This window comes from Pseudomonas sp. Z3-6 (genome assembly GCF_051131985.1).
Taxonomy (GTDB): domain Bacteria; phylum Pseudomonadota; class Gammaproteobacteria; order Pseudomonadales; family Pseudomonadaceae; genus Aquipseudomonas; species Aquipseudomonas zanjanensis.
The window spans coordinates 5,495,067-5,516,626 of sequence record NZ_CP071644.1 but is presented as its reverse complement, the minus strand read 5'-3'; the positions used below and the strand labels follow the sequence as shown (position 1 = coordinate 5,516,626).

The 21,560-nt window shown below is 61.0% G+C and carries 19 protein-coding genes; 5 read left to right on the top strand and 14 right to left on the bottom strand.

Going from position 1 to position 21,560, the window contains the following annotated elements; all coding sequences use genetic code 11:
- Positions 1 to 13 precede the first annotated feature (13 nt).
- The 5 genes from J3P88_RS23930 to J3P88_RS23910 form a co-directional block, all read right to left on the bottom strand.
- Entirely contained in the window at positions 14 to 715 is a 702-nt protein-coding gene (locus tag J3P88_RS23930) for an ABC transporter ATP-binding protein (RefSeq protein WP_053119042.1), read from the bottom strand.
- Complete coding sequence (gene livG, locus J3P88_RS23925) at positions 716 to 1,483, bottom strand: high-affinity branched-chain amino acid ABC transporter ATP-binding protein LivG (protein ID WP_053119044.1); 768 nt, start codon at positions 1,481 to 1,483, stop codon at positions 716 to 718.
- Complete coding sequence (locus tag J3P88_RS23920) at positions 1,480 to 2,736, bottom strand: high-affinity branched-chain amino acid ABC transporter permease LivM (protein ID WP_186708461.1); 1,257 nt, start codon at positions 2,734 to 2,736, stop codon at positions 1,480 to 1,482. The genes livG and J3P88_RS23920 overlap by 4 nt, the downstream gene beginning before the upstream one ends.
- Positions 2,733 to 3,656: a high-affinity branched-chain amino acid ABC transporter permease LivH gene (livH, locus tag J3P88_RS23915; RefSeq protein WP_014336891.1), complete on the bottom strand. Its 924-nt coding sequence runs from the start codon at positions 3,654 to 3,656 to the stop codon at positions 2,733 to 2,735. The genes J3P88_RS23920 and livH overlap by 4 nt, the downstream gene beginning before the upstream one ends.
- Positions 3,657 to 3,886: 230 nt before the next feature.
- The gene (locus J3P88_RS23910; RefSeq protein ID WP_186708463.1) at positions 3,887 to 5,014 is read right to left on the bottom strand and encodes a branched-chain amino acid ABC transporter substrate-binding protein; all 1,128 of its coding nucleotides are present in this window, start codon (positions 5,012 to 5,014) and stop codon (positions 3,887 to 3,889) included.
- Positions 5,015 to 5,195: 181 nt separating this feature from the next.
- Here J3P88_RS23910 and J3P88_RS23905 point away from each other — a divergent pair, with 181 nt between their 5' ends.
- A complete protein-coding gene (locus J3P88_RS23905; protein ID WP_186708488.1) occupies positions 5,196 to 5,357 on the top strand; it encodes a hypothetical protein in 162 nt (53 codons plus the stop codon).
- A complete protein-coding gene (locus tag J3P88_RS23900; RefSeq protein ID WP_434571969.1) occupies positions 5,354 to 5,659 on the top strand; it encodes a DUF2288 domain-containing protein in 306 nt (101 codons plus the stop codon). Before J3P88_RS23905 ends, J3P88_RS23900 begins: the two co-directional genes overlap by 4 nt.
- A gap of 298 nt (positions 5,660 to 5,957) precedes the next feature.
- Here J3P88_RS23900 and J3P88_RS23895 read toward each other — a convergent pair whose 3' ends face one another.
- Complete coding sequence (locus J3P88_RS23895; RefSeq protein ID WP_186708465.1) at positions 5,958 to 8,135, bottom strand: hypothetical protein; 2,178 nt, start codon at positions 8,133 to 8,135, stop codon at positions 5,958 to 5,960.
- Between the two features lie 359 nt (positions 8,136 to 8,494).
- On the opposite strand from J3P88_RS23895, the gene J3P88_RS23890 reads away from it, so the two are divergent.
- Positions 8,495 to 9,844 (top strand): spinster family MFS transporter, encoded by a 1,350-nt coding sequence (locus J3P88_RS23890; RefSeq protein ID WP_053119054.1) that lies wholly within the window; start codon positions 8,495 to 8,497, stop codon positions 9,842 to 9,844.
- Positions 9,845 to 9,982: 138 nt separating this feature from the next.
- Here J3P88_RS23890 and J3P88_RS23885 read toward each other — a convergent pair whose 3' ends face one another.
- Both J3P88_RS23885 and pobA read right to left on the bottom strand, forming a co-directional pair.
- Positions 9,983 to 11,437, bottom strand: a complete 1,455-nt coding sequence (locus tag J3P88_RS23885) for an MDR family MFS transporter (RefSeq protein ID WP_434576606.1) — start codon at positions 11,435 to 11,437, stop codon at positions 9,983 to 9,985.
- Positions 11,438 to 11,569: 132 nt separating this feature from the next.
- Positions 11,570 to 12,760, bottom strand: coding sequence for a 4-hydroxybenzoate 3-monooxygenase (gene pobA / locus J3P88_RS23880; protein WP_434571966.1), 1,191 nt, complete (start codon positions 12,758 to 12,760; stop codon positions 11,570 to 11,572).
- A 175-nt stretch (positions 12,761 to 12,935) separates the two neighbouring features.
- Between pobA and J3P88_RS23875 the strand changes: the two genes are divergently transcribed.
- Positions 12,936 to 13,829, top strand: a complete 894-nt coding sequence (locus J3P88_RS23875; protein WP_186708473.1) for a helix-turn-helix domain-containing protein — start codon at positions 12,936 to 12,938, stop codon at positions 13,827 to 13,829.
- Between the two features lie 7 nt (positions 13,830 to 13,836).
- Here J3P88_RS23875 and J3P88_RS23870 read toward each other — a convergent pair whose 3' ends face one another.
- From J3P88_RS23870 to arcD (J3P88_RS23845), 6 genes are all read right to left on the bottom strand, one after another.
- Positions 13,837 to 14,013 (bottom strand): hypothetical protein, encoded by a 177-nt coding sequence (locus J3P88_RS23870; RefSeq protein ID WP_162843733.1) that lies wholly within the window; start codon positions 14,011 to 14,013, stop codon positions 13,837 to 13,839.
- A 288-nt stretch (positions 14,014 to 14,301) separates the two neighbouring features.
- On the bottom strand, positions 14,302 to 14,661 hold the full coding sequence (locus J3P88_RS23865; protein ID WP_186708475.1) for a DUF5064 family protein: 360 nt from the start codon (positions 14,659 to 14,661) through the stop codon (positions 14,302 to 14,304).
- A 64-nt stretch (positions 14,662 to 14,725) separates the two neighbouring features.
- On the bottom strand, positions 14,726 to 15,655 hold the full coding sequence (arcC, locus tag J3P88_RS23860) for a carbamate kinase (RefSeq protein WP_434571963.1): 930 nt from the start codon (positions 15,653 to 15,655) through the stop codon (positions 14,726 to 14,728).
- A 166-nt stretch (positions 15,656 to 15,821) separates the two neighbouring features.
- The gene (locus tag J3P88_RS23855; RefSeq protein WP_186708478.1) at positions 15,822 to 16,832 is read right to left on the bottom strand and encodes an ornithine carbamoyltransferase; all 1,011 of its coding nucleotides are present in this window, start codon (positions 16,830 to 16,832) and stop codon (positions 15,822 to 15,824) included.
- A 70-nt stretch (positions 16,833 to 16,902) separates the two neighbouring features.
- Entirely contained in the window at positions 16,903 to 18,159 is a 1,257-nt protein-coding gene (gene arcA, locus J3P88_RS23850) for an arginine deiminase (RefSeq protein ID WP_434571962.1), read from the bottom strand.
- A 31-nt stretch (positions 18,160 to 18,190) separates the two neighbouring features.
- Positions 18,191 to 19,618, bottom strand: coding sequence for an arginine-ornithine antiporter (gene arcD, locus J3P88_RS23845; protein WP_217884302.1), 1,428 nt, complete (start codon positions 19,616 to 19,618; stop codon positions 18,191 to 18,193).
- Between the two features lie 369 nt (positions 19,619 to 19,987).
- Between arcD (J3P88_RS23845) and arcD (J3P88_RS23840) the strand changes: the two genes are divergently transcribed.
- On the top strand, positions 19,988 to 21,415 hold the full coding sequence (gene arcD, locus J3P88_RS23840) for an arginine-ornithine antiporter (protein ID WP_434571959.1): 1,428 nt from the start codon (positions 19,988 to 19,990) through the stop codon (positions 21,413 to 21,415).
- Positions 21,416 to 21,560: the final 145 nt, after the last annotated feature.

Here is a 21,560-nt window from a genome sequence, read left to right as displayed (position 1 = left end):
TTTTGCGCCAGACTTAACCGCCCAAGTACGCCTCGCGCACTTTCGGGTCGGTCAGCAAGGCTTCGCCGGTGCCTTGCATCACCACGCGACCGTTCTCCAGCACGTACGCCCGGTCGGCGATTTTCAGCGCCTGGTTGGCGTTCTGCTCCACCAGGAACACCGTCACGCCATCCTTGCGCAGCTGTTCGATGATGTCGAAGATCTGCTGGATGATGATCGGTGCCAGGCCCAGGGACGGCTCGTCGAGCAGCAGCAGCTTGGGCTTGCTCATCAGCGCACGGCCGATGGCGAGCATTTGCTGTTCGCCGCCGGACATGGTGCCGCCGCGCTGGGTAAAGCGTTCTTTCAGGCGTGGGAAAAGGTGCAAGACCTTGTCCATCTGTTCCTGATAGTCGCCCTTGTCAGTGAAAAAACCGCCCATGGCGAGGTTTTCTTCCACGGTCAGACGGGCAAATACCCGACGGCCCTCAGGCACCACGGCGATGCTCTTGCGCATGATCTGCGCCGAGTCCTGACCCACCAGTTCCTCACCCATGTAGCGGATGCTGCCGCTGTGGGCCTGGGGTGAACCGCAGAGCGTCATCAGCAGGGTGGATTTGCCGGCGCCGTTGGCACCGATCAGCGTGACGATTTCGCCCTGGCGGACCTCGACGTTGACGCTGTGCAGGGCCTGGATCTTGCCGTAGAAGGTGGAAACGTTTTCGAACTGCAGCATTTACGCTTCCCCCAGGTAGGCTTTGATCACTTCAGGATTGTCGCGGATCTGTTCCGGCGTGCCGTCGGCCAGGGGCGTGCCCTGGTTGATCACGACGATGTGGTCGGAAATGCTCATGACCAGCTTCATGTCGTGCTCGATCAACAGCACGGTGACGTTGTGCTCCTCACGCAGCACGCCGATCAACGCCTTCAGGTCTTCGGTTTCCTTCGGGTTCAGGCCGGCGGCCGGTTCGTCGAGCATGAGGATCCGCGGGCGGGTCATCATGCAGCGGGCGATTTCCAGGCGCCGTTGCTGACCGTAGGCCAGGGTCCCGGCGGTACGGTTGGCAAACTCGGTGAGGTTGACCTTGTCCAGCCAGTACTCGGCGTATTCCATGGCCTCGCGTTCGCTCTTGCGGAACGCCGGGGTCTTGAACAGGCCGGCAAAGAAGTTGGTGTTCAAGTGACGGTGCTGGGCGATCAACAGGTTCTCGACCGCTGTCATGTCCTTGAACAGCCGCACGTTCTGGAAGGTGCGCACCACGCCCTTGCGGGCGATGTGGTGACCGGGCAGGCCCTGGATGGGCTCGCCGTCCAGCAGGATGGTGCCGCCAGTTGGCTGGTAGAAGCCGGTCAGGCAGTTGAACACGGTGGTCTTGCCCGCGCCGTTCGGCCCGATGAGGGCAACCACTTGCTTCTCTTGCACGGTCAGGGCTACGCCGTTGACCGCCAGCAAACCGCCGAAGCGCATGCTCAGGTTTTCGACTTTCAGGATCTCGCGACTCATTTGCGCAGCTCCATGTGGGGGCGTTGCATAGGCAGCAGACCTTGAGGACGCCAGATCATCATCAGCACCATCAAGGCGCCGAACATCAACATGCGGTATTCGCTGAATTCACGCATCATTTCGGGCAGCAGGATCATCACGATCGCCGCCAGGATCACGCCCAACTGCGAGCCCATCCCGCCCAGCACCACGATGGCGAGGATGATCGCCGACTCGATGAAGGTGAAGGATTCCGGCGTCACCAGGCCCTGGCGAGCGGCGAAGAAGCTACCGGCAAAACCGGCGAACGCAGCGCCGAGGGTAAAGGCCGACAGTTTGATCACGGTGGGGTTGAGACCCAGGGCACGGCAGGCGATTTCGTCTTCACGCAGCGCTTCCCACGCACGGCCGATCGGCATGCGCAGCAGGCGGTTGATGACGAACAACGCGGCCAGGGCCAGCAACAGAGCAACCAGGTAGAGGAAGATCACCTTGTTGATCGAGCTGTATTCCAGGCCGAAGTACTCGTGGAAGGTCTGCAAGCCTTCGGCGGCTTTACGTTCGAAGGTCAGGCCGAAGAACGTCGGTTTCTCGATGTTGCTGATGCCGTTCGGGCCACCGGTGATGTCGGTCAGGTTGCGCAGGAACAGGCGGATGATCTCGCCAAAACCCAGGGTCACGATCGCCAGGTAGTCGCCGCGCAAGCGCAGGACCGGGAAACCCAGCAGGAAACCGAAGGTGGCGGCCATCATCCCGGCGATCGGCAGGCAGATCCAGAAGCTCAGGCCGAAGTAATGGGACAGCAGCGCATAGCTGTAGGCACCGACGGCGTAGAAACCGACGTAACCCAGGTCCAGCAGGCCGGCCAGGCCTACGACGATGTTCAGGCCCAGGCCCAGCATCACGTAGATCAGGATCAGCGTGGCGATGTCCACCGCGCCGCGCGAACCGAAGAACGGCCACACCAGGGCCACGACGATCAAGCCCAGCACGATCCAACGCTGGGTGCTCGGCAGGGTCAGGAAGTTGCTGGCCTTGGCCGGCATCACCGGCAGGCCGGGCGAAGACTTCCACGCCGCGCTGATCTGCGTGCTGAACAACACGCGCACGAACATCAACAGCGAGCACACGGCGATGGTCGCCAGGATGGCCGGGCTGGTGCCGTGCACTTCCAGGTTGATGCCGACGATGGTCAGTTTAAGACCCAATACCGGGTAGGCCACGGCCCAGACCAGCAGGGCGCTGAAGAGCGCCGATTTGAGATGCCTAGTCATACTTTCTCAACCTCCGGGCGGCCCAGGATGCCGGTCGGCCGGAATAACAGAACCAGTACCAACAAGCCGAATGCCACGACGTCCTTGTACTGGTCGCCGAAGATGTCGGCGCCAAAGGCTTCGGCCACGCCCAGCACCAGCCCGCCGAGCATGGCGCCGGGGATGCTGCCGATGCCGCCCAGTACCGCGGCGGTGAAGGCTTTCAGGCCCACGAGGAAGCCGGCGTTGGGGTTGATCACGCCGTATTGCATGCTCAACAGCACCGCGGCGATGGCGGCCAGGGCCGCACCGATGACGAAGGTCAGGGCGATGATGTTGTTGGTGTTGATGCCCAGCAGGTTGGCCATCTTGATGTCCTCGGCACAGGCGCGGCAGGCGCGGCCGAGACGGGAACGGGAGATGAACAGCGTGAGGCCGAGCATGGCGACCAGGGTCACCACGAACACCACGATTTGCATGTAGGAAATCAGCACTTCATGTGCCCCGCCTGGCCCGATGGCGAAGTTGCCCGGGATCAGGTTGGGAATGGATTTGTCCTTGGAGTCTTGCGAAAGCAGTACCGTGTTCTGCAGGAAGATCGACATACCGATGGCGGAAATCAACGGGATCAGACGGTTGCTGCCGCGCAGGGGGCGGTAGGCGATCCGTTCGATGCTGTAGCCATAGGAACTGGTGACCACGATGCTCGCGATGAAAGCCGCGGTCATCAACAGCGGGACACTGTCGAGTCCCATCATGGCCAGCCCGGCGATGGCGATGAACGCCACGTAGGAGCCGATCATGTAGACCTCGCCATGGGCGAAGTTGATCATTCCAATGATGCCGTAGACCATCGTATAGCCGATGGCGATCAGGGCATACGTGCTGCCAACGGTCAGGCCGTTAACCAGCTGCTGGAAGAAGTGATAGATGTCAGGCATTACAGCGCTCCTAAAAACCTGATACGCATTTCACTGGTGGAGTCATTTTCCCGCCCGGGTCCCATGGATCTGCATCCACTTCGGACTCGAGTTTTGCCAGCGAACCGCTGATGACGGTTTTGAGATTTTCAGGTGGGGAGACTGGCGGATCACGCCAGCGCGGCCCAATACATTTAAAACAAAGCCCACGGCACGCCGTGGGCTTTATTGGCAGTCAGTCAGGCCAGGCCTTACTGAGGCGAAGCTTCGGTTTTAGGTTTGCCGAAATGCCACTCGTAGACCACGAACTTGAAGTCCTTCAGGTCGCCGTTCTTGTCGAAGCTCAAGTCACCGGTAGGTGTCTTGAAGGTGCCGGCGTGGATGGCTTCAGCCACTTTGCCTGCGTCTTCGCTCTTGGCAGCCTTGATCGCGTCGGCGATCACGGTCACTGCGGAGTAGGACGGGAATACGAACGGACCGCTCGGGTCTTCTTTCTTGGCCTTGAACGCGTCAGCCAGGGCGACGTTGGCCGGATCCTGGTCGAAGGATTTCGGCAGGGTCACCAGCAGGCCTTCGGAAGATTCCTTGGCGATCTGCGAGATGGAATCGTTACCCACGCCTTCCGGACCCATGAACTTGGCCTTCAGGCCTTTTTCCTGGGATTGACGCAGGATCAGGCCCAGCTCCGGGTGGTAGCCGCCGTAGTAGACGAAGTCGACGTTGGCTTGCTTGAGCTTGGCGATCATCGAGGAGAAGTCTTTGTCGCCGGCGTTCACGCCTTCGAAGACGGCCACTTTCACGCCTTTGCCTTCGAGGGTTTTCTTCACGGCGCTGGCGATGCCTTCACCGTACTGCTGCTTGTCGTGCAGGACCGCAACGACTTTCGGCTTGACGTGGTCGGCGATGTAGTTGCCGGCCGCAGGGCCTTGGGCGCTGTCCAGGCCGATGGTACGGAAGATCATCTTGTAGCCGCGAGCGGTGATGTCCGGGCTGGTAGCCGCCGGAGTGATCATGATCACGCCTTCGTCTTCGTAGATGTCGGAAGCGGGCTGGGTGGAGCTGGAGCACAGGTGGCCGACCACGAACTTGATGCCGTCGTTGACGACTTTGTTCGCGACCGCGACCGCTTGTTTTGGATCACAGGCGTCATCGTATTCAACGGCGACCAGTTGCTTGCCGTCGACGCCGCCCTTGGCGTTGATCTGTTCGATGGCCATTTTCGCGCCACTGAACTGCATGTCGCCGTATTGGGCTACAGGGCCGGTTTTCGGGCCGGCGATGCCGATCTTGATGGTGTCGGCGGCAAACGAATGGCTGGCAACCCCGGCCAGAACCATAGCGGCAAACAGTTTGGAAATCTGCTTAGTAGCCTTAGTCATAGTGCTCCACTCATGCTGTTGTAGTTTTTATAGTCCTGGCGCCGTAGCAGCAGAACCGGGTCAGATATCTTGGATACCCTCGCGGAAAATGCCCCCGGCAACTGTACCGGTACAGTGTAGAGCGCCGATTGTTGGCAAGGGAAGCTGGCGCTTGGGGGCAAAACCTGGAGGTGTCGCTTAATTGAAAGAAAAAGACAGAATAGCGGCGGGGGTTGTCCGGTCGTTTCGGCAATCCTTGGCTTTCCTGCGCTTTTCAATCGGTGCTGCAATTGCTACCGGGTTTTTCTGCCAGACCACCGACGTTATCATTCGCGCCGATTTCTTTTCCGGACAGCTCCCATGAATCAAGAACCTAGCACCCTCTATGCCAAGCTGCTTGGTGAAACCGAATCCATCACCTGGAAAGAGCTGGAGCCGTTCTTTGCCAAGGGTGCCCTATTGTGGGTCGATCCGGCACTGGATCTGATCGCCGCCGCCGAGGCCGTGGCCCAGGACGAAGGTACCAAAGTCGCCGCCTGGCTGGCCGCCGACCAGCTCGCCAAGCTGTCTGAAACGCGGGCGCTGGATTTTTTGGAGCGCGATCCGCAGCTCTGGGCGGTGGTGGTTTCGCCCTGGATTATGATCCAGGAAAGGGCATCGAATTGATCGACGCACCAAGTTGGTTCGCTCGTTGGCCTGATTGAAAGTGTGTAGGTGAGTAGCGTGATGGCGTCCTGCCGTGGCGAAACGCCACAGGGCAGGGTGACGTATACGTAACGGGAACAGTTCATTGAGCAGCCTTTGGGCTGCTTAATTGTTTCTGGATGTTGTCTCGGTGGTGTATCCAAGGCCGCCTTCGCGAGCAAGCCCGCTCCCACAGTGGACCGCGTTTCTTCAGAAAGAATGCGGTCCACTGTGGGAGCGGGCTTGCTCGCGAAAGGGGCAACGCGGTGCTGCGCCAGCCTCAATAAGACCTGCCCGTATGGTTATTAAGGGAAATAACCTTGGTCTTGCCAATCCGGTGACGATAGATCTCGCGCAGGTACTTGATGGATTTCTTCACGCAGTCGCGGGACAGGCGGATGTCGTTGATCGAGACGAACTTGTCTTTATCGTTGATCAGCTCACGGTACTTTTTCTCATACATCGGCTTGATCGCGTACCAGTTGGTGTCGAGGATCTTCGCCGGGTTCTCGAACTCATTGAGCAGTTCGTCGATGCGGGCTTCGTCGAAGTCTTCATTGATGATGAAGTCCAGGATCGAATTGTCCAGGGTCTCGTCGAAGCGGTACGGGGTGCGGGCGAAGCAGCGCTTGATGAACGCCACGATCAGGGTCAGGAAATCATCCGACAGGCACGGGCTCTTGGCGATCAGGGTGGTCAGCGACAGGTTGGCCGAGGCGCCGATCACCAGCGCGTAGCGCTTGAGGGTGGTATTGGGGAACAGGCTGTTGAGGTGGGTCTTGAGCCGGTTCAGGTCCATGTAGGACAGCTTGTAGTCCTTGGGCAAGGAGACAATGGACACCACCGACGAGCAGTTCTTGAAGAAGTGCAGGTCGTGCAGCGCGGCGGCGTCGTAGCCGGAGTTCTTGTACTGCTCCAACGAGGCACGGTAGCGCTTGGACTCGATCGGCAACAGGCTGATGCCTTCGATGGCCTGGGTGACCTTGTTAAAGTGCGGCAGGTCGATGGAGCGGAAGAACAGGTCGTCGATGTTCAGGCGCGGCGGCTCTTTCTCGAATACCTTGAACTTGTCGCCGCTCGGCGCCGGGGTTTCCGGGACGACGGATTCGGCGTAGGCAATCGCCACGGGGCCGGCCAGGCTCATGAACAGGTCGTTGGCGTCCAGGCGAATGGTTTCGCCAATGTCGATGCCGGCGCGACGGAAGTAGTTCTGGTCGTAGTCGGTGGTGACGGCCTGGGCCGTCAGGATGTTGAAGATCTGCTGGGAAATGTACTGGTTGGCGTGTTTTTCCATCGCATTGACATCAATGTTCTGGATGTTGCCGTCATCGCTTTCCTCGGCGTAACGCATGATGTCGTTGGAAATCAGCATCATCGCGTTCCATGGACGGATACGGCCCATGACGCTGGCTTCGCTGCTGTCTTCATTGGCGAAGTTGTAGGAGAAATCCCATTCTTCCGAGAGGTATTTGCACAGCAGGCGTCCGGCGTTGATGTGCAGCGCCTCGGACATTTCACTGCGATGATCGGAAATGTTCGGCAGCACGCAGATACCGCTGGTGAAGATCGGCTCGAAGACGAAGGAGTGGCCGCTCTTGCTGTCGTGCTCGTCCATCGGCTTGGTGTCGAACGTCTTGTTCATGTACGAGTACTGCTGGGCCAGGCCGAACTCCGAGGCCATGCCCGAACCGGTACCGCCGCCGGCGCTGAAGATCGAGAAATACAGGCGCGACTGGTTGGCCTTGATGCCGCAGCTGTCGATCAGGTACGAGTGGATCATTTTCCAGTCGGGACTGGAGAAACGCTGGGTGTCCTTGTTCAGGATGATCTTGGCCAGGTACTGGCCGAGGATCGGCGCGTTACCGGCGCCGCCGGCATGGACTTCCGACAGGTCCATGATTTTCATTTTGCTGTAGTCGCGCAAAAAGCCGCTTTTCTCGCCCTTGCGCGAGAAACGGATGCGCCCGGCGATGTCCTTGTCCAGGTCGCCGAGCATGACCAGCGGTTCCACCAGGAATACCGGCTTGCTGGCCTTGCTGGTGCCCAGGCGCAGGTTGTTGCGGATCCACTGCGCCGGGCTGTAGCCCTTGTCGCTGTAGCCTTTGTCTTCGGCGTTGAATTCGTTGAGGTAGAACTTGCGGGCGTTGTACACCAGCTCGGCCACGTCCAGGGCGATGTTGGAGCCGCAGCGACCCAGGCCGATCAGGCACACCGACGGAAACTCTTGCTGGGCACGGTCGAATTCGTCGTCTACCAGGTGCGGTGGGCGCGGGAACACGGTGTCACGCAGGCCATCGAGGTTGTCGAGGATACGGTCGGTATTGGTTTCGGTGAAATACAGGTACTGCTGGGTCGACAGAGGGCGCGGAGGGGGCGACGGCTTCGAGACTTCAGGGCCGTTGGCGGCCGGGCTCAAGGTCAGATCGGATACCGCAGTGGCTGTTTTTTTTGAGGTCATTGTGCGCCATGTGCCTGAACTGGTGGCTCGACGAATGCGATCATCGAACCCTCGCGGATGGGAATTCGCGCCGGGATAAACGCGAATGTCGGTCCAAGCGGTCAGGGCTGCAGCCTGAGCAGCGCTCGGGATAATCTTTTCCTGATCATGTTGAATCGGCCACCGAACCTCGATCTTTAACCAATAAAAGGCAAAATGATGGCAATTGGCGCAGGGTATTGACCGGCATCAAGAAATACGCCGCTTTCCATGGTCGGGTATCAGCCTTGCGAATAATTGGAGACAGGCCCCGTGCCGCTGTCTAGATTGCATAACCAGGCCACGGATCGTTGGCCCATAACAATAAAAGAGACGGACCCATGCAGAACTCGACCCAAGCGGCGAATGCCTGGCGCATTCTGTTCCTGTTGTTCCTGGCCAACCTGTTCAATTTCTTCGACCGCACCATCCCGGCGATCATCATCGAGCCGATCCGCATGGAATGGAGCCTCAGTGACTTCCAGATCGGCATCATCGGTACCGCGTTCACCATTGTTTATGCCATTGCCGGCTTGCCCCTGGGGCGCATGGCCGATAACGGTTCGCGCAGCAAATTGATGGGCTGGGGGCTTGCGGCTTGGAGCGGGCTGACGGCGGTGAACGGCCTGGTCGGCAGTTTCTGGGCGTTTTTGGTGGTGCGCATGGGCGTCGGCATCGGCGAGGCCAGCTACGCGCCGGCGGCCAACTCTTTGATTGGCGATCTGTTCCCGGCCCATCGGCGGGCGCGGGCCATGGGCATTTTCATGCTCGGGCTGCCGCTGGGGCTGCTGCTGGCGTTTTTCACCATCGGCGCGATGGTCAAGGCCTTCGACAGCTGGCGCGCGCCGTTCTTCATCGCGGCGGTGCCGGGGCTGGTGCTGGCGGTGTTCATGTTTTTCATCAAGGAGCCCAAGCGCGGCGCGGCGGAAACCGTGCAGGTGTCCCAGGAAAAGATCGACAAGCCGGTCCGCCGGGTGCTGGCGATTCCGACCTTTCTTTGGTTGGTGCTGGCGGGGCTGTGCTTCAACTTCGCGACCTATGCCTGCAACTCATTCCTGGTGCCGATGCTGCAGCGTTATTTCCTGATGCCGCTGCACGAGGCGGCCGTGGCGACCGGGATCATGGTGGGCGTGACGGGCTTGTTCGGGCTCACCCTGGGCGGCTGGGTCGCCGACAAGATCCACCAGCGCGTGCCCAACGGCCGCCTGCTGTTTGCCGCGTTCAGCCTGGCGATTTCGACGGTCACCACGGCGTGGGCCCTGCATGCCGGGCGCATAGAAATCGGCGTGTTCGTGGCGGTGTTCAGCGTCGGTTGGCTGTTTGCCTATAACTTTTACACCTGCGTCTACACCGCGATCCAGGACGTGGTGGAGCCGCGCCTGCGCGCCACGGCGATGGCGTTGTACTTTGCCGGGCTGTATTTGCTCGGCGGCGGCCTGGGGCCGGTGGTGGTGGGCGGCTTGTCCGACTACTTCGCCCGCACGGCCATGGCGACCGCAGGCGCCCCGCAGATGACCGAAGCCTTCAAGGCCATCGGCCTGCATGACGCGATGTACCTGATCCCGGTGGCGTTGCTCCTGACCATGGTGTTCCTGTTCCTGGCGTCACGCTGCTTCGTGCGCGATGCCAAGCGGATGAAGGATGGGATGAGTGCAGTTGTGGTGCCCGAAGGTGTCGTGGCGACGGCCTAATGAGATTTTGTGGCGCCGATGCTTTTGTGGCGAGGGAGCTTGCTCCCGCTCGGTTGCGCAGCGACCGCACCATTTTTGGGGCCGTTTCGCGGCCCAGCGGGAGCAAGCTCCCTCGCCACAGAGGTGGTGTGTTGCAGGTTATCCAGCCTTGTCATCCCGCCCCCGCAACAGGCGATCAGGCATCGCCACCGCTGCGGCCAACCCCAGCAGCGACACCGCCGCGCTGATCAGCAGCAAATGCCGGAACGTCGCCTGCAACGCCTGGCGCAAGGCATGCTGCGCCTCGCCCGGGGCAGCGTTGAGGCCGTCGAGCAAGACGTTGCCGGAATGCCCTTCGCCGAGCGGCGACGAACCGGTGAGCTGGGCGAAGCTTGAATCCTGCAGCAAGGCCAGCAGCAACGCCGACATCAAGGCCACGCCCACCGCGCCGCCGAGGGAGCGGAACAGGTTGGTGGTGCTGGTGGCGACGCCGATGTCCTGTTGCTGCACGGCGTTTTGCGAACCCACCAGCGACGTGGGGAATTGCATGCCGGAGGCGATGCCGCTGAGCAGCATGAACAGGCTGCTGAGCCAGAACGCGTCAGGCGCGGTGAAGGCCATGCCGAGGATCGCGAATGGAAAGAGCAGGGCGCCGCTGAGGATCATCGGTTTGTAGCGCCCCGTGACCGAGGTTCGGCGGCCGGCGAAATACGCGCCAATGGGCAGCCCCATCGCCAGCGGCAACAAGTGCAACGCGGCGCTGTCAGCACCGGCGCCGGTCACGCTCTGGAAGCGCAACGGCACCAGCACCGTCAGGGAAATCGCCTGGAAACTGGTGAAGAACACCGTGCACCAGCACAGCACCGCGCTGCGGTTGGCGAACAGGTGCATCGGCAGCAACGGTTCCCGGGCCCGGCGCTCGTGCCAGGCGAACATCCCCAGCGCTACCCCCGCGCAACCCAGCAACCCCAGCACTTCAGGGCTGTGCCAGGCATGGCCTTGGCCGACCTGGGTAATCCCCAGCAACAATGCTGTCAGGCCGATGATCAGCAACACGGTGCCCAGGTAATCGATGATCGGCGTGCGTTGCGGTACTGGCAGCCCGACCAGGGTGCGCCGGGCCACCCACCAGGCCACGAGGCCCAGTGGCAGGTTGATCCAGAACACCCAGCGCCACGACAGGTATTCGGTCATGTAGCCACCGAGCACCGGCCCGGCCACGCTGGCCACCGCGTACATGCTGCTGAAATACCCCTGGTAGCGACCCCGCTCCCGGGGCGGGATGATGTCGCCGATGATCGCCTGGCTCACCGAAATCATCCCGCCGGCGCCGATGCCCTGGAAAATCCGCGCCAGTACCAGTTGTTCCATGTTTTGCGCCAGGCCACAGAACAGCGAGGCCAGGGTGAACAGGCCCATGCCGAACAACATCAGTGGTCGGCGGCCATAAAGGTCGCCGAGCTTGCCGTAGATCGGCACCGCCACGGTCATGGCGACCATGTAGCCGGAAATCACCCAGGCCAGCAGGCTGACGTCGGCGAATTGTGCGGAGATGGCCGGCATCGAGACGGCGACGATGGTCTGGTCCAGCGCACCGAGGAAAATCGCCAGCATCAGGGCAACCAGTACGCTGCGAATGGCCGGTTTTGGGGCTTGGAGCGTATTGAGCTGAGTCACGACAGAACCTGCGGGCGTCGCGCCAAAGAGGCGAATGGGACGAAGCCCGCAGTTTAAGTCGATAGGCGGCTATTCGATAGCCTCGTAAGGAAGCCCGACGTAATTTTCCGCAATGGTTTTTCGACCGGCCTCGGAGTCGAGGAAATACTCCAGTTCGGCTTCGCTGATGCGCTGGTTGAAGGCGTCGTCGTCGAAGCGGTGCAGCATCGACGTCATCCACCAGGAGAACCGCTCGGCTTTCCACACGCGTCGCAGGCAGATGGCCGAATATTGTTCCAGCAAGTCCACACGGCCGTCGCGATAGACCTTGAGCAGGATGTTGAACAGCGTGCTGACATCGCTGGCCGCCAGGTTCAAGCCCTTGGCCCCCGTCGGTGGGACGATGTGGGCCGCGTCGCCCACCAGGAACATCCGCCCATACTGCATCGGCTCGACCACGAAGCTGCGCAGGGGCGCGATGCTTTTTTCGATGGAGGGGCCGGTTATCAGGGCGTCGGCCAGGTCGGCGGGCAGGCGGTTTTTCAGTTCACCCCAGAAACGCTCGTCCGGCCAGTCGGCGACATTTTCCTCAGCGGGGACTTGCAGGTAATAACGGGTGCGGGTCTTGGAGCGCATGCTACAGAGGGCAAAGCCGCGGTCGTGCCGCGCGTAGACCAGCTCCTCGTGCACCGGCGGGGTGTCGGCCAGTACGCCGAGCCAGCCAAACGGGTAGACGCGCTCGAAGACCTTGAGCTTTTCCGCTGGAATGGACTGGCGGGCCACGCCGTGGAAACCGTCGCAACCGGCAATGTAGTCGCAGTCCAGGCGCCAGGTTTGCCCTTCGTGTTCGAAGGTCACGAAGGGATGCTCGGTTTGCATGTCGTGGGGCTGGGCGTCGCTGGCCAGGTACAGGGTGCGGGCGCCGGCGGCTTCGCGGGCGGCCATCAAGTCACGGGTGACTTCGGTCTGGCCGTAGACCATGACGTTTTTACCGCCGGTCAGGCCCTTGAGGTCGATGTGCACTCGCCGATCGTTGAGCACCAGTTCAAAGCCGTCATGGGGCAGGCCTTCGGCGTCCATGCGCTGGCCAACGCCGGCCTGGCGCAGCAGCTCGACCATGCCTTGCTCCAGCACACCGGCGCGGATGCGGCCCAAGACATAGTCCGGGGCCTGGCGTTCGAGGATGACAGTGTCGATCCCGGCGTTGTGCAACAACTGGCCGAGCAGCAGGCCAGAGGGGCCGGCGCCGATGATAGCGACTTGGGTCTTGAGGGTTTTCATTGTTCTTATGACTCGCACGAAGCACGCGACCAGGGTCGGTGTTGATTGTTATGGACCGAGTGCCTGCATTTTTCGCTTGCGGACCTGTCAGTTGAAGGGGAAAACTGAGCCGATACCTGTTCTTTTCGCCAATTGGTGCGATTATCGCCCGCAACCCCAGGCCCGGATCCACGTTATGAAAAAACCTGACCTGCCTTCGATCCCGGTGTTCAAGCTCTACGGTGAGAGCCAGGAATGGCCGACGCCGGATCTGCTGCACTGCGAGACCATCTCCAAGCGCAGCCGCGAGCATCAATGGGAAATCAAACCCCATCGGCACGCCGATCTGTGCCAGTTGCTGTTTGTCTTCAAGGGCCAGGCGGAACTGGAAATCGAAGGCCGGCGCACGCAACTCACCGAGCCGGCCGTGCAGATCCTGCCGCCGCTGTCGGTCCATGGCTTTCGTTTTTCCGAGGATGTGGAAGGTTACGTGGTGACGTTGGCGGCGCCGCTGGTCACGCACCTGCAAGCGCAGCTGGGGCATTCGGTCAACGTGCTGGCCCAGGCCGAAAGCTACCCGGCCCTCGAGAATGCCGAGTACCTCAACAGCCTGTTCAGCGCCTTGCAGAATGAGTACATGGGCCATCAACCGGCCCGGGAAATGCTCATGCATGCCCTGGTCAGCGTGATCATGGTCTGGGTCAGTCGCCAGGTGATGCAGCGCCACACCCAGGCCCAGCGCCCGCAACGGGCCCGGGAGTACCTCAACGGTTTCATTCAGTTGGTGGAAGAAACCTATCGCGAGCACGTCAAGGTCGAAGACCTGGCCCATCGCCTGGGCATTTCCGTGTCGCACCTCAACGGCACCTGTCGTGAACTGGCGGGGCAACCGGCGTTGCAGATCATGCATGAGCGCCAGTTGCTGGAAGCCAAGCGCCTGCTGACCTACACCGGCATGACCATCTACGAGATTTCCGAACTGCTTGGGTTTTCCGACCCGACCAACTTCACCCGGCTGTTCCGCCGGCGCGTCGGTATCTCGCCCAAGGCGTTCCGGGACCGGCTCAAGACCGATCAACAGGAAGACTGACCACGCCTCAGCGCAGGGCGTTCAGGGTTGCGCTGTGGGGGATGCAGCGTTCGAAGTTGCAGCTGGCGTATTCACGGGGCAGTTGCCTGGCCTGCTCGACCCGGTAGGCCGCCGTGCCATACAGCGCAAGCGTAGCGGCGCAAGTGACGAAAATGGCGAGGCGTCTTCTTGTTTTGATGTTCATGGCGGTGACCTCTGAACGAATACCCGGGGGTACTGTATTCAGCATAGGTCAGCTATAGCGAGTTGCCAGCCAGGCAGGCTTTGTGTGTAACCCGATATTCAGAACACTGATATTCCCTGTTGGGCCCAGGCTTCAGGCTGAAGCCCTGCTTCATTGTGGCGAGGGAGCTTGCTCCCGCTGGGCCGCGCAGCGGCCCCAAGCTCTTGCGGTCGCTGCGCAACCGAGCGGGAGCAAGCTCCCTCGCCACAGGTTCATTTCATGTCAGGAATGGCAGCGTTTCCCAGCCAGTTATTCCAGGTGCTCCGGCTTCATCGGGTCGCCCGGCTTGACGTCCAGTTGGTGGCGCACGTCTTCGAACATTTCGTCGTAGTACTTGTGCATCGAACCGATGCTGGCAGCCTTGGGCAGGCCGTATTTCTGGGCGATGCGCGTGGCATGGCGGGCGAAGTCGAAGGCCTGGTCCTTGGCCAGGAAAAAGGTTTCGTCCAGGGTTTTTTCTTCCACCGTGCCGTGCAGTTGGAACGACATGCCCGTCTCGCCCTTGTCATTCCGATCGAGCTTGTAGTCGATGCACAGGTTGTAGCTGAAATCATCCTTGTTCAGCGCATGGCGTTCCATGTGCAGGTGACCGGGTTTGAACGTGGCCATAAACGACTCTCCTTCGAAGGCATGGAGAACGGCAGACACCGTGCCTGCCGCATAAGTTTTCCCGTTAGCGATAAACAATGCCCGGCGTCGCCGTGCTGATGCGCGTGCCGGCGGTGCCCTGGACGATAGCATCGATGTCCGACAGCGACCCGATCACCGCGACCTTGCCGGTGTTGCGCGCGAATTCACAGGCGGCCTGCACTTTCGGCCCCATGGAACCGGCGGCGAAGCCGAGCCGTTCCAGTTCGTCGGGATGGGCCTGGGCGATGGCTTTCTGGGTCGGCTTGCCAAAGTCGATGAACGCAGCGTTGACGTCGGTGGCGATCACCAGCAGATCGCTTTCCAGCTGTTCGGCCAGCAGCGCCGAGCACAAGTCCTTGTCGATCACCGCTTCCACGCCTTGCAGCTTGCCGTCGGCGTCGTACATCGTCGGGATGCCGCCACCGCCGGCGCAGATCACGATACTGCCTTTTTCCAGCAGCCATTTGATCGGGCGGATTTCAAAGATGCGCTTGGGCCTGGGGCTGGCGACCACGCGACGGAACTTGTCGCCGTCGGGGGCGATGGCCCAGCCTTTTTCAGCGGCCAGTGCCTGTGCTTCTTCCCGGCTGTAGACCGGGCCGATGGGCTTGGTGGGGGTTTGGAAGGCCGGGTCGTTGGCGTCCACTTCGACCTGGGTCAGGAGCGTGGCGAAGGGGACTTCGAAGTCCAGCAGATTGCCCAGTTCCTGTTCGATGATGTAGCCGATCATGCCCTCGGTTTCGGCGCCGAGCACGTCCAGCGGGTACGGCGTGACCGAGGTGTAGGCCGCCGCCTGCAGCGACAGCAGGCCGACTTGCGGGCCGTTGCCGTGGGCGATGACCAGTTGATTGCCGGGGTGGATCTTGGCGATCTGTTCGGTCGCGGTGCGGATGTTGCTGCGTTGATTGGCTGCGGTCATGGGTTCACCCCGACGCAGGAGGGCGTTACCGCCCAGGGCAACGACGATGCGCATGGTGCTGTCCTTTAAAAAATGGATCGAACAATGCAGTTCCCTGTGGGAGCGGGCTTGCTCGCGAAAGCGGTGTTACAGGCAACATTTATTTAGACTGATACACCGCTTTCGCGAGCAAGCCCGCTCCCACATTGGATCGCATTCCAACAAGGGGCGGACGGGATTTTTAGATATCCGCCAACGCCGCCACCAGGATCGCCTTGATGGTGTGCATGCGATTTTCCGCCTGCTCGAAGGCGATGTTGGCCGGGGACTCGAACACCTCCTCGGTCACTTCCACGCCGTTGGCCAGGTTCGGGTAGCGTGCGGCGATGTCCTTGCCGACCTTGGTTTCACTGTTATGGAACGCCGGCAGGCAGTGCATGAATTTCACCCGTGGGTTGCCCGAGGCCTTCATCATCTGCGCGTTGACCTGGTAGGGCAGCAATTGCTCGATGCGCTCATCCCAGGCCTCCACCGGCTCGCCCATGGACACCCAGATGTCGGTGTGGATGAAATCCACGCCCTTGACGGCTTCCCTCGGGTCTTCGGTGATGGTCAGGCGGGCGCCACTTTCGGCGGCGAAGGCCTGGCACTGGTCGATGAAATCCTGGTGCGGCCACAAGGCTTTTGGCGCGCCGATGCGCACGTCCATGCCCAGCTTGGCGCCGATCATCAACAGCGAATTGCCCATGTTGTAGCGGGCATCGCCCAGGTAGGCGTAGCTGATGTCATGCAGCGGCTTGTCGCTGTGTTCGCGCATGGTCAGGGTGTCGGCGATCATTTGGGTCGGGTGGAATTCGGCGGTCAGGCCGTTGAACACCGGCACCCCGGCGAACGTGGCCAACTCCTCGACGATCTCCTGCTCGAAGCCACGGTATTCGATGGCGTCGAACATCCGCCCCAGGACCCGGGCGGTGTCTTTCATGCTTTCCTTGTGGCCGATCTGCGACGACACCGGGTCGATGTAGGTGACGTGGGCGCCCTGGTCGTGGGCGGCGACTTCGAAGGCGCAGCGGGTGCGGGTCGAGGTTTTCTCGAAGATCAGCGCGATGTTCTTGCCCTTGAGGTGCGGCTGTTCGGTGCCGGTGTACTTGGCACGCTTGAGGTCGCGGGACAGGTCCAGCAGAAAGTGCAGCTCGCGGTTGGTGTGGTGCATCAGGCTCAGCAGGCTGCGGTTGCGCATGTTGAACGCCATGGTGTGGATCTCCTCTGGTGTAGGTTATCCCCGAGACCGATTTTGGATAAGGAACGGCCCCGGCTCGAAGTCAGTAATCGATCGGGTCGCGGATGATCGGGCAGGTCATGCAATGGCCACCGCCCCGGCCCCGGCCCAGTTCGCTGGCGCTGATGGTGATGACTTCCACGCCGGCCTTGCGCAGCAGGGTATTGGTGTAGGTATTGCGGTCGTAGCCGATCACCACGCCCGGTTCCACCGCCACGACGTTGTTGCCGTCGTCCCATTGCTCGCGTTCGGCGGCGAAGCTGTTGCCGCCGGTTTCCACGACTCGCAACGCGGGTAGCTTGAGGGCGGCAGCGACGGTGTCGAGGAAGCTGCCGTCCTCGCGGCGCACGTCGATGCCGCCAGGCTTGCTCTCGTCAGGGCGCAGGGAGAAGGCGACGATCTGGCTCACCACTTCGGGGAATACCGTGACCAGGTCGCGGTCGCAGAAACTGAACACAGTGTCCAGGTGCATGGCGGCCCGGGATTTCGGCAAGCCGGCGACAATCACCCGTTCCACCGCCTTGTGCTTGAACAGGTTCAGCGCCAACTGGCCGATGGCCTGGTGGGACGAGCGTTCGCCCATGCCGATCAACACCACGCCGTTGCCGATGGGCATGACGTCGCCGCCTTCAAGGGTGGCGTTGCCGTGGTCCTGGTCCGGGTCGCCGTACCAGACCTGGAAGTCCGCGTGGGTGAACTCCGGATGGAATTTATAGATGGCGCTGGCCAGCAGGGTTTCCTGTCGGCGCGCCGGCCAGTACATCGGGTTCAAGGTCACGCCGCCGTAGATCCAGCACGTGGTGTCGCGGGTGAACTGGGTATTGGGCAACGGCGGCAGGATAAAGCTGGAATGTCCGAGAAAGTCGCGGAACATCTGGATAGTCTTGCCACCGAAGCTGTCCGGCAGGTCATCGGCCGAGACGCCGCCGATGAGGAACTCGGCGATATGGCGCGGTTCCAGGCTGCGCAGCCACGAACCGACTTCATTCACCAGGCCCAGGCCCACCGAGTTGGCGGTGATCTTGCGCTGGAGGATCCAGTCCAGGGCTTCGGGGATGGCGACGATGTCGGTCAGCAGGTTGTGCATTTCCAGCACGTCGATGTCACGCTCGCGCAGCTTGGTGACGAAATCGAAATGGTCGCGCTTGGCCTGGTTGACCCAGATCACATCGTCGAACAGCAGCTCGTCGCAGTTGTTCGGGGTCAGCCGCTGGTGGGCCAGGCCTGGGGAACAGACCATGACTTTACGCAGTTTGCCGGCTTCGGAATAAACGCCGTACTTCACTTTTTCCGTGGTCATTACACATCCTCCCGTTAAAACAATCAGCCAACTACAAGGTCAGGAAGCCGTCGTAGAGGCCGTAGGCGGCCACGAGGGCGCCTGCGACCACCGCGGCGAAAATCAGCTTCTCGACAGAGGTGAAAATCGGTTTGCCCAACTCGCGCTTGGCCTTGGCAAACAGGATCGCGCCAGGGGCGTAGAGCAGGGCGGAGAGCAGCAGGTACTTGATGCCGCCGGCATACAGCAGCCACACCGCATAGATCAGGGCGATGGCCCCGATGACCAGGTCCTTGCGCCGCTCGGCCGCGAAGCCTTCATAGGTCTCGCCGCGCACCGCCAGCAGCAGCGCATAGGCCGCCGACCAGAGGTACGGCACGAGGATCATCGAGGTGGCGAGGTAGATCAGTGACAGGTAGGTGCTGGCCGAGAACAGGGTGATGACCAGAAACAGCTGGACCATCGCATTGGTCAGCCACAGGGCGTTGGCCGGTACGTGGTTGGCGTTCTCCCGGCGCAGGAACTCGGGCATGGTGTGGTCTTTGGCAGCGGCAAACATGATCTCGGCGCACAGCAATACCCAGGACAGCAGGGCGCCGAGCAGCGAGATGATCAGGCCGACGCTGATCAGCACCGCCCCCCAATGCCCGACGACATGTTCCAGCACGGCGGCCATGGACGGGTTCTGCAACTTCGCCAGTTCAGGCTGGGTCATGATGCCCAGGGACAGCACGTTCACCAGCACCAGGAACAGCAGCACGGTGATGAAACCGATGACGGTGGCCTTGCCGACGTCGCTGCGTTTCTCGGCGCGGGCGGAAAAAATGCTCGCGCCCTCGATGCCGATGAACACCCACACGGTGACCAGCATCATCTTGCGCACCTGGTTCATCACGCTGCCCAGGTCCGGGTTCATCGTGCCCCAGATGTCCCGGGTGAAGATCTCGAGCTTGAAAGCGAACAGGGCGATCAGCACGAACAGCACCAGCGGCACGATCTTGGCGACGGTGGTGACCAGGTTGATGAACGCGGCTTCCTTGATCCCGCGCAGCACCAGGAAATGCACCGCCCACAGCAGCACGGAGGCGCCGATTACCGCCGCGACGGTATTGCCTTCACCAAAGATCGGAAAGAAGTAGCCCAAGGTGCTGAACAGCAGCACGAAGTAACCGACGTTACCCAGCCACGCGCTGATCCAGTAGCCCCAGGCCGACGAAAAACCCATGTAGTCGCCGAACCCGGCCTTGGCATAGGCATACACGCCGCCGTCCAGATCAGGCTTGCGGTTGGCCAGGGTCTGGAACACGAAGGCCAGGGTCAACATGCCGACGGCGGTGATGGCCCAGCCGATCAGCACCGCGCCGACATCGGCACTGGCCGCCATGTTTTGTGGCAGGGAAAAGATTCCCCCGCCGATCATTGAGCCGACGACCAATGCGACCAACGCACCCAATCGAAGTTTTCCGGGGGTATCAGACATATGCGAGACTCCAATGCAGGAGAAGAGAGTCAACAGACTAAGTCGATTTGAAAGTTAAATAGCTGATCTGGATCAGTGCATGACAACATTCCATTGTAATGAAGAACTTAAAGCGTCCGTTGGCGTGTTTAGATGCACAAAAAGCCTATTCCAGAGGCTTTTTGCAGGGGGGCTGGGTGATTGCGTTTCGGTAGGATATTCACGCTAGTTGATTTCCACTGAGCCGCAACTATTTTGTAGGTGGCTGTCCTGGTATTTTTATTTAGCGCCATTGAATAGTGGCTGATAAATAAGACAACGGACTTTGCAATGCGCGCGTTATTCAAAAACGCTATCGGCTTTTATTTAATTATTAAATAGCGAGGGGAAATGTCGCCACCGATTGAAAAGTTGCCACTGGGCGCGTTGGTCGCACTGGTGGTGGGGTCGATGATCGGTGGTGGGATCTTTTCCCTGCCGCAAAACGTCGCGGCTAGGGCCGATGTCGGTGCGGTACTGATCGGCTGGGCCATCACCGCTGTCGGCATGCTCACCCTGGCCTTCGTGTTCCAGACCCTGGCCAATCGCAAACCGGCATTGGACTCGGGCGTGTATGCCTACGCCAAGGCCGGGTTCGGTGACTACATGGGCTTCTCGTCCGCCTGGGGTTACTGGATCAGCGCCTGGATGGGCAATGTCGGTTACTTCGTGCTGCTGTTCAGCACCTTGGGGTATTTCTTCCCGGCGTTTGGCCAGGGCAACACGCCGGTGGCCATCGGCTGTGCATCGTTGCTGTTGTGGGCCGTGCATTTCCTGGTGTTGCGGGGCATCAAGGAGGCGGCGTTCATCAACCTGGTGACCACCGTGGCCAAGGTCGTGCCGCTGTTGATGTTCATCGTCCTGGCCGCCGTGGCCTTCAAGGCCGAGGTGTTCACCCGCGATATCTGGGGCGCGATGAGCCCGGACCTGGGCAGCGTGATGGACCAGGTGCGGCACATGATGCTGGTCACGGTGTTCGTGTTCATCGGTATCGAAGGTGCCAGCGTGTACTCGGCGCGGGCACAGAAACGTGCGGACGTTGGGCGGGCGACGGTGATCGGTTTCCTCGGTGTCCTGGCGTTGCTGGTGCTGGTGAATGTGTTGTCCCTGGGGGTCATGAGCCAGCCGGAATTGGCGCAGTTGCAGAACCCGTCACTGGCCGGCGTGCTGGAGCACATTGTCGGGCCTTGGGGCGCATTGCTGATCAGCCTGGGCTTGGCGGTGTCATTACTGGGGGCGCTGCTGTCCTGGGCGCTGCTGTGCGCCGAGATCCTCTACGCCACCGCCCGGGACAAGACCATGCCGGCATTCCTCACCAAGGAAAATGCCAACCATGCGCCGGTCAATGCGCTGTGGTTGACCAATGGCATGATCCAACTGTTTTTGCTTATCACGTTGTTTTCCGCCGGCACCTACACCAGCCTGATTTATCTGGCCTCATCGATGATCCTGATGCCGTACCTGTGGTCGGCCGCTTATGCGGTGCTGCTGTGCGTCCGTGGGGAAACCTACGAACGAGCCTCGGCCCAGCGCATGAAAGACCTGTGCATAGGTGGCGTGGCCCTGTGCTACGCGGTGTGGCTGCTGTACGCCGGCGGGTTGAAATACCTGCTGCTGTCGGCGTTGTTGTATGCACCCGGAGTGATCCTGTTTGCCCAGGCCAAGTGGGAACAGGGACAGCCCTTGTTCACCGCTGTGGAAAAAGGTGTTTTTGCCTGTGTGCTGTTTGGCGCGGGTGTAGCGGCGTATGGGTTGTACAGTGGGTTTTTGGCGTTGTGAGGTTCACCGTAATGCCGAGGCGAACCCTTGTGGCGAGGGAGCTTGCTCCCGCTGGGCTGCGCAGCAGCCCCCAAAAAAATAGGGCCGCTACGCGCCCCAGCGGGAGCAAGCTCCCTCGCCACAGGGGGCCGTTGAAACTGCTAGT

Excerpts from the sequence above, each read along its gene's own strand:
- J3P88_RS23930 (WP_053119042.1), bottom strand. The coding sequence starts at position 715 with ATGCTGCAGTTCGAAAACGTTTCCACCTTCTACGGCAAGATCCAGGCC.
- livG (WP_053119044.1), bottom strand. The coding sequence starts at position 1,483 with ATGAGTCGCGAGATCCTGAAAGTCGAAAACCTGAGCATGCGCTTCGGC.
- J3P88_RS23920 (WP_186708461.1), bottom strand. The coding sequence starts at position 2,736 with ATGACTAGGCATCTCAAATCGGCGCTCTTCAGCGCCCTGCTGGTCTGG.
- livH (WP_014336891.1), bottom strand. The coding sequence starts at position 3,656 with ATGCCTGACATCTATCACTTCTTCCAGCAGCTGGTTAACGGCCTGACC.
- J3P88_RS23910 (WP_186708463.1), bottom strand. The coding sequence starts at position 5,014 with ATGACTAAGGCTACTAAGCAGATTTCCAAACTGTTTGCCGCTATGGTT.
- J3P88_RS23900 (WP_434571969.1), top strand. The coding sequence starts at position 5,354 with ATGAATCAAGAACCTAGCACCCTCTATGCCAAGCTGCTTGGTGAAACC.
- J3P88_RS23895 (WP_186708465.1), bottom strand. The coding sequence starts at position 8,135 with ATGACCTCAAAAAAAACAGCCACTGCGGTATCCGATCTGACCTTGAGC.
- J3P88_RS23890 (WP_053119054.1), top strand. The coding sequence starts at position 8,495 with ATGCAGAACTCGACCCAAGCGGCGAATGCCTGGCGCATTCTGTTCCTG.
- J3P88_RS23885 (WP_434576606.1), bottom strand. The coding sequence starts at position 11,437 with ATGCTGGCGATTTTCCTCGGTGCGCTGGACCAGACCATCGTCGCCGTC.
- pobA (WP_434571966.1), bottom strand. The coding sequence starts at position 12,760 with ATGAAAACCCTCAAGACCCAAGTCGCTATCATCGGCGCCGGCCCCTCT.
- J3P88_RS23875 (WP_186708473.1), top strand. The coding sequence starts at position 12,936 with ATGAAAAAACCTGACCTGCCTTCGATCCCGGTGTTCAAGCTCTACGGT.
- J3P88_RS23870 (WP_162843733.1), bottom strand. The coding sequence starts at position 14,013 with ATGAACATCAAAACAAGAAGACGCCTCGCCATTTTCGTCACTTGCGCC.
- J3P88_RS23865 (WP_186708475.1), bottom strand. The coding sequence starts at position 14,661 with ATGGCCACGTTCAAACCCGGTCACCTGCACATGGAACGCCATGCGCTG.
- arcC (WP_434571963.1), bottom strand. The coding sequence starts at position 15,655 with ATGCGCATCGTCGTTGCCCTGGGCGGTAACGCCCTCCTGCGTCGGGGT.
- J3P88_RS23855 (WP_186708478.1), bottom strand. The coding sequence starts at position 16,832 with ATGGCGTTCAACATGCGCAACCGCAGCCTGCTGAGCCTGATGCACCAC.
- arcA (WP_434571962.1), bottom strand. The coding sequence starts at position 18,159 with ATGACCACGGAAAAAGTGAAGTACGGCGTTTATTCCGAAGCCGGCAAA.
- arcD (WP_217884302.1), bottom strand. The coding sequence starts at position 19,618 with ATGTCTGATACCCCCGGAAAACTTCGATTGGGTGCGTTGGTCGCATTG.
- arcD (WP_434571959.1), top strand. The coding sequence starts at position 19,988 with ATGTCGCCACCGATTGAAAAGTTGCCACTGGGCGCGTTGGTCGCACTG.